The organism is Bacillus sp. NPDC057893 (assembly GCF_042796455.1).
Taxonomy (GTDB): Bacteria; Bacillota; Bacilli; order Bacillales; family Bacillaceae_G; genus Bacillus_A.
Genome location: NZ_JBHVNG010000006.1, coordinates 95,108 through 110,258 on the forward strand (window position 1 = coordinate 95,108; position 15,151 = coordinate 110,258).

Annotated in this window: 12 protein-coding genes; 11 read left to right on the top strand and 1 reads right to left on the bottom strand. The window is 34.2% G+C overall.

Going from position 1 to position 15,151, the window contains the following annotated elements; all coding sequences use genetic code 11:
- Window positions 1-141 precede the first annotated feature (141 nt).
- The 8 genes from ACFVQC_RS22980 to ACFVQC_RS23015 all read left to right on the top strand — a co-directional run bounded on the left by ACFVQC_RS22980 (window position 142) and on the right by ACFVQC_RS23015 (window position 8,813).
- Entirely contained in the window at window positions 142-1,434 is a 1,293-nt protein-coding gene (locus ACFVQC_RS22980; protein ID WP_377895579.1) for a methyl-accepting chemotaxis protein, read from the top strand.
- A 152-nt stretch (window positions 1,435-1,586) separates the two neighbouring features.
- Complete coding sequence (gene argR / locus ACFVQC_RS22985) at window positions 1,587-2,036, top strand: arginine repressor (protein ID WP_377895578.1); 450 nt, start codon at window positions 1,587-1,589, stop codon at window positions 2,034-2,036.
- Window positions 2,037-2,305: 269 nt separating this feature from the next.
- Window positions 2,306-3,538, top strand: a complete 1,233-nt coding sequence (gene arcA / locus ACFVQC_RS22990; RefSeq protein ID WP_377895576.1) for an arginine deiminase — start codon at window positions 2,306-2,308, stop codon at window positions 3,536-3,538.
- A 30-nt stretch (window positions 3,539-3,568) separates the two neighbouring features.
- Window positions 3,569-4,567, top strand: a complete 999-nt coding sequence (argF, locus tag ACFVQC_RS22995) for an ornithine carbamoyltransferase (protein ID WP_377895574.1) — start codon at window positions 3,569-3,571, stop codon at window positions 4,565-4,567.
- 99 nt (window positions 4,568-4,666) lie between these two features.
- Window positions 4,667-6,082 carry an arginine-ornithine antiporter gene (gene arcD, locus ACFVQC_RS23000; protein ID WP_377895572.1) on the top strand — a complete coding sequence of 472 codons (1,416 nt, stop codon included), beginning with the start codon at window positions 4,667-4,669 and terminating at the stop codon, window positions 6,080-6,082.
- 37 nt (window positions 6,083-6,119) lie between these two features.
- A complete protein-coding gene (arcC, locus tag ACFVQC_RS23005; RefSeq protein WP_377895570.1) occupies window positions 6,120-7,082 on the top strand; it encodes a carbamate kinase in 963 nt (320 codons plus the stop codon).
- A 200-nt stretch (window positions 7,083-7,282) separates the two neighbouring features.
- Complete coding sequence (locus tag ACFVQC_RS23010) at window positions 7,283-7,972, top strand: Crp/Fnr family transcriptional regulator (RefSeq protein ID WP_377891240.1); 690 nt, start codon at window positions 7,283-7,285, stop codon at window positions 7,970-7,972.
- 157 nt (window positions 7,973-8,129) lie between these two features.
- Window positions 8,130-8,813, top strand: coding sequence for an ABC transporter permease (locus tag ACFVQC_RS23015; RefSeq protein ID WP_377899362.1), 684 nt, complete (start codon window positions 8,130-8,132; stop codon window positions 8,811-8,813).
- 122 nt (window positions 8,814-8,935) lie between these two features.
- On the opposite strand, the gene ACFVQC_RS23020 is transcribed toward ACFVQC_RS23015, so the two are convergent.
- On the bottom strand, window positions 8,936-10,270 hold the full coding sequence (locus tag ACFVQC_RS23020) for an FAD-binding oxidoreductase (protein WP_377899363.1): 1,335 nt from the start codon (window positions 10,268-10,270) through the stop codon (window positions 8,936-8,938).
- A gap of 391 nt (window positions 10,271-10,661) precedes the next feature.
- On the opposite strand from ACFVQC_RS23020, the gene ACFVQC_RS23025 reads away from it, so the two are divergent.
- From ACFVQC_RS23025 to ACFVQC_RS23035, 3 genes are all read left to right on the top strand, one after another.
- On the top strand, window positions 10,662-12,326 hold the full coding sequence (locus ACFVQC_RS23025; RefSeq protein ID WP_377899364.1) for a glycoside hydrolase family 13 protein: 1,665 nt from the start codon (window positions 10,662-10,664) through the stop codon (window positions 12,324-12,326).
- 202 nt (window positions 12,327-12,528) lie between these two features.
- On the top strand, window positions 12,529-14,166 hold the full coding sequence (locus ACFVQC_RS23030) for a PTS transporter subunit IIBC (RefSeq protein ID WP_016103422.1): 1,638 nt from the start codon (window positions 12,529-12,531) through the stop codon (window positions 14,164-14,166).
- Between the two features lie 4 nt (window positions 14,167-14,170).
- On the top strand, window positions 14,171-14,962 hold the full coding sequence (locus ACFVQC_RS23035; RefSeq protein ID WP_377891106.1) for an endonuclease/exonuclease/phosphatase family protein: 792 nt from the start codon (window positions 14,171-14,173) through the stop codon (window positions 14,960-14,962).
- The last annotated feature ends 189 nt before the right edge of the window (window positions 14,963-15,151 follow it).

Here is a 15,151-nt window from a genome sequence, read left to right on the forward strand (position 1 = left end):
CAGAATCCTTTATTTTTTTCAGGGGATTTGATATTCAAGGAAATAATGATTTTAAAAATCCCTATATCTTTCTATAACGAAAATATGGATAATAATATATAGGTAGTACTTATATTGCTTAAAATAAGGGGGAAAGAAGAGATGGAAAAAGAAAGGAAGACATTTTCCTTTGGCTTACGTATACAGCTTATGCTATTTACTACATTTTTAGCTTTCATTACATATTCAACAAGCTTATTTTTTATTTACGTTATATATGATTATTTTCAAATTTATGTAAGTCGAACTGTATATAATATTATCGTTATGTTATTAGGTGTAGTATGGTCTGGGATTTTAGCATATGGAGCAGCAATCTTTTTAATTAAACCACTTCGGAAGTTGGAAGAAGCTGCAAGGAAAGCGGCTGAGGGTGACATTCGGGAGGACGTCCCATTGCCAAAGGCAGATGATGAAATTAAATCTTTAAGCGTTGCATTTAATATGATGCTAGGAAATTTAAGAGTAATGGTAAAAAATATTGATACTACATTTTCGTATACAAATAAGCAAGTTCAGCAAATTAGAAAACAAACAGGAGAAGCGACGAAGCAAGCACAAGGTGTATCTGAGACCCTTGCAGAGATTTCTTTTGGCGCGGAGCAATCAGCAGCATCGATTCAGGCGATTGTTTCTACTGTTGATACAACAACTTCTATTGCGAGTGAAGTAGAAGAAAAAGCAAAACAGTCTGACGAGTTGTCTTCAGAAATGGTTCAAGCTTTAGGACAAAGCACACGTGTCTTTAATTCCTTAATTCAAGGTATTCAAACATTGGCGAAAGAAAATGAAGATTCAATGCGAAATGTACAGCAGTTAGAAGAACGAATGAAACAAGTTGAACATATTGTTTCTGTTGTAAGTGAGATTGCTAGCCAAACGAATTTATTAGCACTCAACGCCTCTATTGAGGCAGCTCGTGCAGGAGAGCATGGAAGAGGATTTGCGGTTGTAGCAGAAGAAGTACGTAAACTTGCTGATGAAAGTGATCGTTCTGCCAGAAACATATCGCAATTATTACGGAATATGCAAGATGAAGTACAACAAGTCGCGATGAAAATGACCGAGCAAGTGAAAAAAGCTAAAGAAGAGGCGAAACGCGGGGGAGCTACAGAATTAATTTTAAAAGAAATGTCATCAAGTATTATGGAAGTAGCAGATGCAACTAAGCAAATTAGTAGTTATATGAATGAACAAGTGAGTCACATTCATCAAACAGGAGCACAAACAAAAGCTGTAGCAGCCATCGCTGAGGAAACGTCAGCTGGTTCACAAGAAGTGGCGCGTGTGACTCTGCAACAGTCTAAAAATATGGTAATAATCGATCGATTATTAAAGGATTTAGAGAAGCAAGCAGCTGAATTGAAACAAACGATTGAACGATTTTCAATGTAAAAGAGAAGAACAGAATGCTGTTCTTCTTTTTTTTAGCTAGATTTAATATCTACAGTTAAAAAGTATAAACTATGAACGTTTCCGCAACATTCTTTTCTGTCCCTTTCGGATGAAAATTATAGCGAGCTATAATGTTAAAAGGGGTGTCTTTTATGAAAAAAGAAAAAAGACAACGATTAATTAAACAATTTGTAAAGGAGTATGAAATAGAGAAGCAAGAAAGGTTAGTAGAATTGTTAGCAAAAAAAGATGTATTAGTAACACAAGCTACAGTTTCTCGAGATATTCGTGAGTTAAACTTAACGAAGGTACCTTCTCAAGAAGGATTAATGATATATAAAGTTTTCTCAGAAGAGCATTTACAAACTGATATAAAGTTAAAGAAAAAATTACGAGAGGTTGTTGTAAAAATTGATTGTGTAGATCAATTAATGGTTATTAAAACATTACCCGGTAATGCACATGTTATTGGTGTTTTGTTTGATGAGTTAGATTGGAAAGAAAAAATAGGATGTATATGTGGAAATGATACATGCCTTATCATTTCTCAGTCGAAATCAGATAGGGAGATTTTAGAAGAAAGGTTAAATTTAATTATGTAGATGCAAAATCCTGTTTTTAATAAAAATTAAAAACAGGATTTTTGTTTAAATACGGAAGTTAAATATTCAACATATATGCGTAATATATGTATTTTTTTATTGAAAAAGCGGGATGGAGTGTTATAAAAATACAAATCCATATGATTTTAAAAAAATAACTTGTTTAATATTTCACAATGATAATGTGGATGCTTTCACAAAGATGAAAGCGCGTAGCATTTATTATGTACTTGTAAGACATCAAACATATTTAAAAGGAGGTACAACAAATGAAGCATCCGATACATGTTACTTCAGAAATTGGGGAATTACAAACGGTGTTATTAAAACGACCTGGTAAAGAAGTGGAAAACTTAACGCCAGATTATTTGCAACAATTATTATTTGACGATATTCCATATTTACCAATTATTCAAAAAGAGCATGATTATTTTGCACAAACATTACGCAATCGGGGTATTGAAGTTCTTTATTTAGAAAAACTAGCTGCTGAGGCATTAGTAGATAAAAAACTTCGAGAAGAATTTGTTGATCGTATTTTAGAAGAAGGACAGGCTGACGTAAATGTTGCACATCAAACTTTAAAAGAATATTTACTTTCCTTTTCAAATGAAGAATTAATTCAAAAAATTATGGGTGGTGTACGGAAAAACGAAATTGAAACAAGTAAGAAGACACATTTATACGAATTAATGGAAGATCATTATCCGTTTTACTTAGACCCAATGCCTAATTTATATTTTACTCGTGATCCAGCAGCTAGCGTGGGCGATGGCTTAACGATAAATAAGATGAGAGAACCGGCGCGTAGACGGGAATCATTATTCATGGAGTACATCATTAAATATCATCCAAGATTTGCAAATCACAATGTGCCAATTTGGCTAGATCGTGATTATAAGTTTCCAATTGAAGGTGGCGATGAGCTAATTTTAAATGAAGAAACAATTGCAATTGGAGTATCTGCCCGTACGTCAGCTAAAGCAATTGAACGTTTAGCTAAAAATCTTTTTAGTCGACAAAATAAAATTAAGAAAGTGTTAGCAATAGAAATTCCAAAATGCCGAGCATTTATGCATTTAGATACAGTGTTTACAATGGTTGATTATGACAAGTTTACAATTCACCCAGCCATTCAAGGGCCAAAAGGAAATATGAATATTTATATTTTAGAAAAAGGCCCAGATGTGGACACTCTTAAAATTACACATCGTACTTCTTTAATGGAAGCATTAAAAGAGGTATTAGGTTTAAGTGAATTAGTTCTTATTCCTTGTGGAGGAGGAGATGCAATTGCTTCCGCTCGTGAACAATGGAATGACGGTTCTAATACATTAGCAATTGCGCCAGGTGTAGTTGTTACATATGATCGCAACTATGTATCCAATACTTTATTACGGGAGCACGGTATAGAAGTCATTGAGGTGCTAAGTTCGGAATTATCTCGTGGTCGTGGGGGTCCACGTTGCATGAGTATGCCAATTGTTCGTAAAGATATTTAGTATAAATAACGGAGAAAGTAGGGATGAAGTATGTTAATGACTAGACCGAATTTAAAAGGAAGAAGTTTTCTAGCTGAAAAAGATTTTACACAAGAAGAATTATTATATTTTCTAGATTTAGCAGCAGAATTAAAAGAGAAAAAGAAAAACGGTGTCCCACATCATTATTTAGAAGGTAAAAATGTAGCGCTCTTATTTGAAAAAACCTCTACTCGTACGCGATGTGCATTTACAGTAGCATGTACAGATTTGGGGGCGAACCCTGAATATTTAGGGAAAGGTGATATTCAGCTTGGGAAAAAAGAATCCGTAGAGGATACAGCAAAAGTGTTAGGGCGTATGTTTGATGGAATTGAGTTTCGTGGATTTAATCATGAAACTGTAGAATCTTTAGCACAAAATTCTCGTGTGCCGGTTTGGAATGGATTAACAGATATGTGGCATCCAACACAAACACTTGCAGATTTATTAACAATTAGAGAACATGTAGGGAAATTAAAAAATGTGAAGCTCGTTTACGTTGGAGATGGACGAAATAATGTTGCTAATAGCTTACTAGTTGGTGGAGCGATCGTTGGAATGGATGTACGTATTTGTACACCGGAATCTTTATGGCCAGAGCAAGAAGTAATTAATTTAGCAAAAAAATATAATGAACAGGTAATGATAACAAGTAATGTGGAAGAAGCTGTTGCGAATGCAGATGTAATTTATACAGATGTATGGGTGTCTATGGGGGAAGAAGAAAAATTTGCTGAACGTGTCGAGTTATTGAAACCTTATCAAGTAAATATGAAAATGATTAAAGAAACAGGGAATGAAAACGTGATTTTCTTACATTGTTTACCTGCATTTCATGATGTTGAAACGATGTATGGTGAGGAAGTTTATGAGAAATATGGGTTGAGGGAAATGGAGGTAACTGACGAAGTATTCCGCAGTAAACATTCAAAAGTATTTGATCAGGCTGAAAATAGAATGCATACAATTAAAGCGGTTATGGCAGCTACTTTAGGAAACATGGAGTAAAGAAGAAAGGGAGTCTTCCTTTCTTCTTTCTCCTCCTTTAGACACTATCATTCACTATTGCTTTCGTATTGTTATTGCAATTAAAGAGAGGTGAGTGGAATGGGTGAAGATAAGAAATTAGGGTTGTTTACATTAACGGCGCTTGTAGTGGGGTCTATGATTGGCGGTGGAGCATTTAATTTAGCAAGTGATATGGCAAAAGGTGCTGGTGCTGGAGCCATTATTATTGGTTGGGTTATAACAGGAATTGGGATGATTGCGCTTGGATTATCTTTTCAAAATCTAACTGTAAAACGGCCAGATTTAGATGGTGGTATTTTTAGCTATGCAAAAGCAGGATTTGGTAATTTTATGGGATTTAATAGTGCGTGGGGATATTGGCTATCTGCCTGGCTTGGTAATGTAGCTTACGGCACATTATTGTTTTCTTCATTAGGGTATTTCTTCCCAATCTTTGAAGGTGGTCAAAATGTAGCATCCATTATTGGTGCAAGCGTATTATTATGGTGTGTTCACATGTTAATTTTACGTGGAGTTCAATCAGCAGCACTTGTGAATTTAGTAACTACAATCGCAAAATTAGTACCTGTATTTGTATTTATTGTTATAGGAATCTTCGCGTTTCATATTGATACGTTCCTAGATGGATTTTGGGGACAAACTGGTTCTTTTTCATGGGGAGCGGTTGGCAGCCAAGTTAAAAGTACAATGCTTGTAACTTTATGGGTGTTCATTGGGGTAGAAGGGGCTGTTGTTTTATCTAGTCGAGCAAAAAATAGAAGTGATGTAGGGAAAGCAACGGTTATTGGCTTAGTTGGTACACTCATCATTTACATTTTAATTACATTACTGTCTCTTGGACTTATGCAGCAAGCAGATATTGCTAATTTAAAAAATCCGTCTATGGCTTATTTATTTGAAAGTGTTGTTGGAAAATGGGGTGCTATCTTTATTAATTTAGGTTTAGTTATCTCTGTATTAGGTGCTTGGTTAGGTTGGACTTTACTCGCATCTGAAATTCCGTATTTGGCGGCTAAAGACGGAGTATTTCCAAAATGGTTTGCAAAAGAAAATAAAAATAAGGCCCCAATAAATTCATTATGGATAACAAATGGCTTAATTCAAATGTTCTTATTAACATTCGTTGTTTCCGATCAGGCGTATAACTTTGCATTCTCATTAGCATCATCGGCTATTTTAATCCCATATGCTTTTTCAGCATTTTATCAACTGAAGCATAGCTTAAAGTCTGAAGAAGCGGATCGAAATAAAAATATAATAATTGGTTTGATAGCAAGTATTTATGGTGTGTGGTTAGTTTATGCAGCTGGTTTAGAGTATTTATTATTAACAATGACTTTATATGCGCCAGGTATTTTTATTTTTTACAATGTTCAAAAGCAAAAGAGTTCGAAGCAAATATTTACTCGAGTGGAATTAGCATCATCGGTAGCAATAGGTGCTTTAGCATTCTTTGCGATTTATGGATTAATTACAGGCAGTATTACTTTATAAAGCGTCGTGAAAGCGAAATCAACTGGAGGGCTGAAATATGGGACGAAGAAAAATTGTAGTTGCACTAGGGGGAAATGCGATACAGTCTGGAAAAGCTACTGCAGGGGCACAGCAAGAAGCGCTGGAAAAAACAGCGGAACAACTTGTGAAAATAATGGAAAATGATGTAGATATAGTAATTGCGCATGGAAATGGCCCACAAGTGGGGAATATTTTATTACAGCAAAAAGCTGCAGAAACGGAAAAGACACCTGCAATGCCATTAGATACTTGTGGTGCAATGAGCCAAGGGATGATTGGATATTGGATGGAAAATGCGATTGAAAAGGCACTGAAAAAACGGAATATAAAAAAAGACGTAGCAACGGTTATAACACGCGTTGTCGTGGATGAAAAAGATGAGGCATTTAAAAATCCAACTAAACCAATTGGTCCTTTTTATACAGAGGAAGAGGCCAGAAGATTAATGGAAGAAACAAAAGCAGTGTTTAAAGAAGATGCTGGCAGAGGGTGGAGACGTGTTGTTCCATCACCGAAGCCTGTAAGTATTCATGAGCATAAAGTAATTAATTCTTTAGTTGAGGATGGAAATATAGTGATAGCTGTTGGTGGTGGTGGAATTCCAGTAATTGATTCCGAAGAAGGTTTAAAAGGAACTGAAGCGGTTATCGATAAAGATTTCGCTGCGCAGAAATTAGCTGAATTAGTAGATGCCGACACGCTCGTAATTTTAACTGCAGTTGATCATGTGTATGTAAATTATAATCAACTGAATCAAAAGAAATTAGAGCATGTCACAGTGAATCAATTAGAAAAATACATGGAAGAAAAACAATTTGCTGCGGGAAGTATGCTTCCAAAAATTGAAGCTGCTATTAATTTTGTTAATACAAATCCAAAAAGAAAAACAATTATTACGTCTTTAGAAAAAGTATATGAAGCACTAGAAGAAAAAGCTGGTACTATTATTTCTAAACAGAATGTATGCATGTATGTTTAAATAATTATGTACGCTATTTATTAGTAAAAAAGAATGGAGGTAGTAACTTCATTCTTTTTATTTATTAATATTTTTTGTACTCATTGTTCATAAAGTTTTCATGATGAAATCTGAATATATAAGTTAATTATGATAAAATTTAATTTGAATACGCTTTCTTGATTTTTCGCTCCAACATACAGCAAGAGAGAGGGAATCTTATGAATAGACGGAACGTAGTTAAAGATTTAAAGCAATTTGAATTATTTGCTCATTTAACAGAAAAGAAATTGAAAGGTTTGACGGAGTTTGTCTATTGGCGAACTTATAAAAAGGGTCAATTTTTATTTTTAGAAGGGGATTCAAGAGAAAGAATTTACTTCATGTTAGATGGTTTTGTAAAGTTAGAGCGGGTAAATCAAAGTGGGAATTTATTATATGATGACTATGTAAAGCGGTATTCTATTTTTCCTTATGGTGGTATGTTTACAGACAGAGGATATAACTATACGGCAGAAGCGATGACAGATGTAGAGGTATATTATATTCCGACAGTAATTTTCGAAGATATGGTGAAATCTAGTAGGGCGCAATTAATGTACGTTGTTCAGCAATTATCATCGATATTAAAACTAAACGAAAATCGAGTACAAAACATTACAATTCCTAATGCACAAGATCGGGTCATTCAAACATTAAATTATTTAATGCAGGATTTAGGAGAACAGAGTGGCGAAACGATTGTAATTTCATGCCCACTTACAACAATTGAAATATCGAAAATATCTGGGACGTCCCGAGAGACGGTTAGCGGCGTATTAAAACAATTAAAAAACGATAGTATTGTTACAATTCTGGATAAAAAAATTACAATACATAATCCAACATATTTTGAGGAGATCTCTATGTGAAAATTGCATATTGATTTTCTAATTCATATTGTATATTAATAAGGTTCTTTATATATTTATAAGGAACTTTTTTACGTTATCCTCTATAAAATGATTGTATAGTATGGTAATAATAGCTAAAATCGATAATAAAAAAGCAAAGGGAAGGGGAGAAGGAATGGTTCGAATTGAGTATGATCGATTAGTAGCTATTTGTTACAGTATAGGGGTTTTGTTATTATTAAAAATTCCAAACGATAATGAATTAATTGGGGAAAAACTATTCAATTTCTATAAGGTTCCGGTATATACATATATTTATATGGATTATAAAGTCTCAAATATATTAATTGTTTCTTTCGTACTACATGTAATCGCATTTATATTATTTGTAAAATGGCTAGTGAAAAAGAAATCTAGTACATTTAGAACAATGAATAAGATAAAAGTAGTAGGCATCAGTATTTTGATTTTAATGATGCCGTTTATTTTAAATAACATCCTCCAGACATTGAATAAAACATGGTACTACGCAGGAAAAACAGGGGTAGAGGCGATAGAATATAAAAAAGAAGATAGCCAGTGTAGAATGGAGAAAAATGGAGAGGATATCGAACAAAGGTGTATTGTTACTCTAAAAAATTATCGTAATCATTCACAAGCATTAAAAGTTGTTTTATATGATAATGCAAACGAGAATTCAAAAAGTTATCCAGTACCGAAACCAGTCTATTTACAAAAACATGAGACAAAGCAATTCGAATTTCAAATTCCTGTTGCTTATAATAGCGGTATTGAAAAAGATAAAGTACCAAATATTAAATTACATTCATTACATAAAAATGATGAGAAATACAATTAATCCGTAATTGAAAGTTTATGAGTAGGAGCAATAATTTGAAACGATATAGAAAATCAACTTGAATCATCCAACATGCTGCGAGGCAACGGCATATTGGATGATTTTTTATTTTATCCCTTTTTTTACGTATGAAAAGGAGGAATGCTTTGTTGAAAACGAAAAATATTACAAGGGTCATATGCTGTCTTCACTTTACGCAACCTTTGAAAATTAGAGCCATAATAACTAGTTTGCCAATTTTTTATGTCGATATCGGGCCAATTGACATAGTCTCCTAGTGTGTAAGGATCTAAGCTTTCCCGTAAATCTTTAACCCAGCGTATATTTCGGTTTTCTTCATCATCGCATTTCCAAGAGGTAATATATTCTTGAGCAATAATTGCCTTGCGGTGGAAATAAGCTGTTTCATTAGGGGAAATGTTTTCTACAGCACCTACGAGTGATTGGTGCCAAATACTCGCATCTTTATTTGGTGCATGAGAAAGAAAATGTTGCATGATTTGAATGCCTTTAAGGGGAATCGTTTTATATACATAGGAACCAGAGCGCTTAAATTTTTCAGGGATATTACCGCTATTAAAGAATTGAACAGCCTTTATATAAGGAACTTCATCTATAAAGAGAGAGGGGTTACCAGTTTCAAGAAGAGGAGATAATAGAGGATAGAGTTCAGAGGGAGAGCCAACAAATTCACCCTTCACCTCAATTTTATTTCGTTGTTTGGAGAATAATTCAATTGATGAAGTGAGACGTTCATCTATATAAGGTGCCCAGTTTTGCCAAGCTTGAAATGCAGCAATAAAGTCTTCCCATTCCCATGTAATCGAGAAAATTGAGACGTTTTTTATAGGATGGACACGAAAAGTTAAGGAAGTAACAATCCCGAAATTCCCACCCCCACCGCCGCGGCATGCCCAAAAAAGGTTAGGGTTTTCTTGTCCATTTGCACGAATGAGTTTTGCACCAAATTTTCCGCACGCTTGTACCATTTCGACTTCTACTAATTGATCACATGTTAGTCCAAATAAGCGTGAAAGCATGCCGATGCCACCGCCAAGTGTTAATCCAACGATACCAACACTTGCACTTGTGCCAGCTGGTATTGTAACACCGTGTTTCCAAAGTTCTTTATAAACAGTGCCAAGATTTGCACCCGCTTCAATTGTTGCTGTTAATTTCCCTGTATTAACCGTAATTTGCTTCATTTCACTCACATCAATAATAAGTCCTCGATTTAAAAGAGAGAAATTTTCATAGTTATGACGTCCGCTTCTTAAGCGAAATGGTACATGATGCTCACGTGCCCACTTTAAGGCGTTACACACATCATTTTTATTTTGACAAAAAACAATAATACAAGGGAGTTTTGGAATACTTAAATTTAAATTCATTCGGGCTATGTCATACCCGGGATCCGAAGGAACGACGATACGACCAGTTAATTTTGTTTGTTTCAATTTGTATCTCCTTTCTGAAATAATATGAGTTTGTATTAGTATATGAAGAGTGTGTTTAACGCGTATGGACAAGAAGCAGAGAAGTGTTAGATTTATCCTGCTAGTTGTGAGCAGTAAGACCCCCACCTCAAAATCTGGCTGAAGCAAAGAAGTTAGATGAAAATCAGGATGCTCGTAAAAGTACGATTGGTGTGGGCTAATAATCAGTGGGAAATGGACACCCCCCACTGATTAAAGTTTCATTTTACCTTTGCGAGAAATAAATAAAGCATAAGAATAAGGAATCTACATGGAGTTCAATGAAAACAGTTGCAAACTCTCCATATTTTGTTATGATAGTGTTACGAAAACGTTTGCATAAAAAATAGAGATGCAAAAGGAGAGAGTTATTATGAAGAAAACATGGTGGAAAGAAGCAGTTGCTTATCAAATTTATCCACGTAGCTTTATGGATTCAAATGGTGATGGTATTGGAGATTTACAAGGTATTATTGCAAAACTAGATTATTTAAAAGATTTAGGTATAGATGTAATTTGGATTTGTCCAATGTATAAGTCACCTAATGATGATAATGGTTATGATATTAGTGATTATCAAGACATTATGGATGAGTTTGGTACAATGGCAGATTTTGATGCTTTACTAGATGAAGTTCATAAGCGTGATATGAAGCTTATTATTGATTTAGTTATTAATCATACGAGTGATGAACATCCATGGTTTATTGAATCGCGTTCATCTAAAGACAATCCGAAGCGTGATTGGTATATTTGGCATGATGGCAAAGATGGTGCGGAACCAAACAACTGGGAAAGTATTTTTAATGGTTCGGCATGGGAATACGATGAAGTAACAGGACAATATTATTTACATTTATTCTCACGTAAACAACCAGATTTAAACTGGGAGAATAAAGAAGTTCGCGAAGTGTTATACGATACGGTTAATTGGTGGCTTGATAAAGGAATTGATGGTTTCCGTGTGGATGCGATCAGTCATATTAAGAAAGAAGATGGCCTCAAGGATATGCCAAATCCAAAAGAATTAAAATATGTGCCATCTTTTGATAAACATATGAATGTGGATGGTATTCAACCTTTATTAGAAGAGTTAAAAGAAAATACATTTTCTAAGTACGATATTATGACTGTTGGTGAAGCTAATGGCGTTAAAATTGAAGATGCTGAGCTTTGGGTTGGAGAAGAGCAAGGTAAATTCAATATGGTATTCCAGTTTGAGCATTTAAGCTTATGGGATGCAGAAAAGAAGAAAGATCTTGATGTTGTAGGGTTGAAAAAGGTATTAACGAAATGGCAAAAAGGATTAGAAAATAAAGGATGGAATGCTTTATACATTGAGAATCACGATAAACCACGTATCGTTTCAACGTGGGGAGATGATAAACAATATTGGCGTGAAAGTGCAACAGCTCTAGGAGCGATGTATTTCTTTATGCACGGTACACCATTTATTTATCAAGGACAAGAAATTGGTATGACAAATGTTCAGTTACCAAATATTGAAGATTACGATGATGTAGCAATTAAAAATTTATATCGCGAGAAAATTGCAGAGGGCGTATCACATCAAGATATGATGGAAATTATATGGGCTTCTTGCCGCGATAATTCACGTACACCTATGCAGTGGAACGATGAGATGAATGCTGGTTTCACAACAAGTACACCTTGGTTTGGCATGAATCCAAATTACAAAGAAATTAATGTTGAAAAGCAAAAAAATGAAGAAAAGTCTATTTTCAATTTCTATAAGAAAATGATTGCCTTGAAAAAAGAGCACGATGTGTTGAACTACGGTACGTACGATTTACTTTTAGAAGATGATCCACAAATTTATGCGTATACACGTACGTTACAGGATGAAAAAGTCATTGTAATTAGTAATATCTCAAAAGAGGAAGCTGTGTATAATGAGAGTTTATTCGCATTAGAACGCAAACGTTTGCTTTTAAATAACTATGAAGTTGCGGAACATGAACAAATAACTACAATCACGTTGAAACCTTATGAAACAAGGGTTTATCGCGTTTTATAATGAAAAAGGATGCTCCTTGAGCATCTTTTTTTATGAAAAAAAATAAATTTCTATTGCAATGTGAAAACGCTTTTATTAAAATAGATTTATGAAAACGGTTGCGTAAAGATAAAAAAGTAACATAAGGAATCGCTTTCATAAGAGAAACAGAAATTATAATTTAAATCATTATGTTGTTATAAATAAAGGGGAGGAAGAACAGATGAAAATTACGTCTTTTGATTTTTGGCAAAAGTTCGGGAAAGCATTATTAGTTGTTGTAGCTGTAATGCCAGCAGCTGGTTTAATGATTTCTATCGGTAAGTTAATTGGGATGTCTGCTGGGGATATTAACGCAGTTCATACAATTGCTCGAGTAATGGAAGACATCGGTTGGGCAATTATTACAAATTTACACATTTTATTCGCAGTAGCAATTGGGGGATCTTGGGCGAAGGATCGAGCAGGTGGTGCATTTGCAGCACTGTTAGCATTCGTCTTAACAAACAGAATTACAGGAGCTATATTTGGCGTAAACGCTCAAATGTTAGCGGATTCAAAAGCGACAGTTTCTTCATCATTAGCAGGAGATTTACTTGTAAAAGATTACTTTACTTCTGTACTTGGTGCACCAGCATTAAACATGGGAGTGTTCGTAGGGATTATCACAGGTTTCCTAGGAGCTACTTTATATAACAAATACTATAACTATAATAAACTGCCACAGGCATTAGCATTCTTTAATGGAAAACGATTCGTACCATTCGTTGTAATTGTATGGTCTACAGTTACTGCGATTGTATTATCACTTGTATGGCCATTTATCCAAAGTGGATTAAATGAATTTGGTCGCTGGATTGCAGCATCTAAAGACAGTGCACCAATTGTTGCACCGTTTGTATACGGAACGTTAGAACGTTTATTATTACCGTTTGGATTACATCATATGTTAACGATTCCGATGAACTACACAGAGCTAGGCGGAACATATACGATGTTAACTGGTTCAAAAGTTGGACAAGTTGTAGCAGGACAAGATCCATTATGGCTTGCATGGATTACAGATTTAAATAACTTATTAGCAAATGGAGATACGAAAGCATATAACGATTTATTAAATAACGTTGTACCAGCTCGTTTCAAAGCTGGACAAGTTATCGGCTCAACAGCAGCGTTAATGGGGATTGCATTTGCGATGTTCCGTAATGTTGATAAAGAAAAACGTGCAAAATATAAACCAATGTTCTTATCAGCTGCATTAGCGGTATTCTTAACAGGTGTAACAGAACCAATTGAATTCATGTTCATGTTTATTGCGCCAGTATTATATGTTGTGTATGCAATTACAACAGGACTTGCATTCGCATTAGTAGATTTAATTGATTTACGTGTTCATGCATTTGGATTTATTGAGTTAATTACACGTACACCAATGATGGTCAATGCAGGATTAACAAGAGATTTAATTAACTTTGTCATTGTTTCATTAGTATTCTTCGGTCTTAACTTTACGTTATTCAATTTCTTAATTAAAAAATTCAATTTACCAACACCAGGACGTGCAGGTAACTATATTGATAATGAAGATGAGTCATCAGAAGGAACAGGAAATGTACAAGATGGTTCATTAGCAACAAAAGTTATTGATTTATTGGGCGGAAAAGATAATATTGCTGACGTAGATGCTTGTATGACACGTTTACGTATAACAGTAAAAGATTTAGATGTTGTTGCACCAGAAGCACAATGGAAACAAAATGGTGCTTTAGGACTTATTGTAAAAGATAAAGGTGTACAAGCAGTATATGGCCCGAAAGCTGACGTATTAAAGTCAGATATTCAAGATATGTTAGGTGCGTAATAATATGAAATTGCTAACTTTAAATTGTCACTCTTGGCAAGAAGAGAATCAAATTGAAAAAATAAAGTATCTTGCTAAAGTAATTCAAGAAGAAGATTATGATGTGATCGCATTGCAAGAAGTAAGTCAGTCTATACAAGCTGAAAATGTATGCGGTAACAAGAAAAAAGATAATTTTGGGCTTTTACTGCTAGAAGAGTTAAGAGCATTAAACGTAAAAGAATACAATATTATTTGGGATTTCTCTCATATTGGATATGATGTGTACGAAGAAGGATTAGCAATTATAACAAAGCACAACATTGTAAAGGAAGATACGTTCTTTGTCTCAAAAAATAAGGATACAACGTATTGGAAAACACGCAAAATTGTAAGTGCAACAATTGCTTATAATGATAAGAATATAACGTTTTATTCTTGCCATCTTGGTTGGTGGAATGATGAAGAAGAATCATTCAAAGACCAAGTTGATCGTTTAATGGAGCGTGTAAATAGCAATGAACTTTCCTTCTTAATGGGTGATTTTAATAACAATGCTCGTTTGGAAGGAGAGGGTTATGAGTATATGATGCAAAAAGGTTTATATGACACATATGAACTAGCGATAGAGAAGGATGAAGGAACGACTGTCCAAGGAGAGATTGCTGGTTGGGATGAAAATAAACAAAACTTACGAATCGACCTAATATTAAGCACTCAAAGTAAAACAATTAATTCTTCAAAAGTCATTTTTAATGGAACAAATCGAAATGTAATTTCTGATCATTTCGGTGTAGAAGTACAATTAGGTATATAATAGAAGAAATCCTCACAGATAATGAAAAGCTGTGAGGATTTTTTGTGAATACAAGTATTCCCAAGAGAAAATACTTGTATTTTTTATGACATTTCCTATATATTTGTTATTATTGAATGTAAAACTAATTTGGTCATTTTGTATGCATACTTTTTCTACTTCGTTATATAATGAAGTAAGTGAAATATT

Bases quoted from the DNA above. Each gene is read 5' to 3' on its own strand.
- ACFVQC_RS22980 (WP_377895579.1), top strand. From the start codon at position 142: ATGGAAAAAGAAAGGAAGACATTTTCCTTTGGCTTACGTATACAGCTT.
- argR (WP_377895578.1), top strand. From the start codon at position 1,587: ATGAAAAAAGAAAAAAGACAACGATTAATTAAACAATTTGTAAAGGAG.
- arcA (WP_377895576.1), top strand. From the start codon at position 2,306: ATGAAGCATCCGATACATGTTACTTCAGAAATTGGGGAATTACAAACG.
- argF (WP_377895574.1), top strand. From the start codon at position 3,569: ATGTTAATGACTAGACCGAATTTAAAAGGAAGAAGTTTTCTAGCTGAA.
- arcD (WP_377895572.1), top strand. From the start codon at position 4,667: ATGGGTGAAGATAAGAAATTAGGGTTGTTTACATTAACGGCGCTTGTA.
- arcC (WP_377895570.1), top strand. From the start codon at position 6,120: ATGGGACGAAGAAAAATTGTAGTTGCACTAGGGGGAAATGCGATACAG.
- ACFVQC_RS23010 (WP_377891240.1), top strand. From the start codon at position 7,283: ATGAATAGACGGAACGTAGTTAAAGATTTAAAGCAATTTGAATTATTT.
- ACFVQC_RS23015 (WP_377899362.1), top strand. From the start codon at position 8,130: ATGGTTCGAATTGAGTATGATCGATTAGTAGCTATTTGTTACAGTATA.
- ACFVQC_RS23025 (WP_377899364.1), top strand. From the start codon at position 10,662: ATGAAGAAAACATGGTGGAAAGAAGCAGTTGCTTATCAAATTTATCCA.
- ACFVQC_RS23030 (WP_016103422.1), top strand. From the start codon at position 12,529: ATGAAAATTACGTCTTTTGATTTTTGGCAAAAGTTCGGGAAAGCATTA.
- ACFVQC_RS23035 (WP_377891106.1), top strand. From the start codon at position 14,171: ATGAAATTGCTAACTTTAAATTGTCACTCTTGGCAAGAAGAGAATCAA.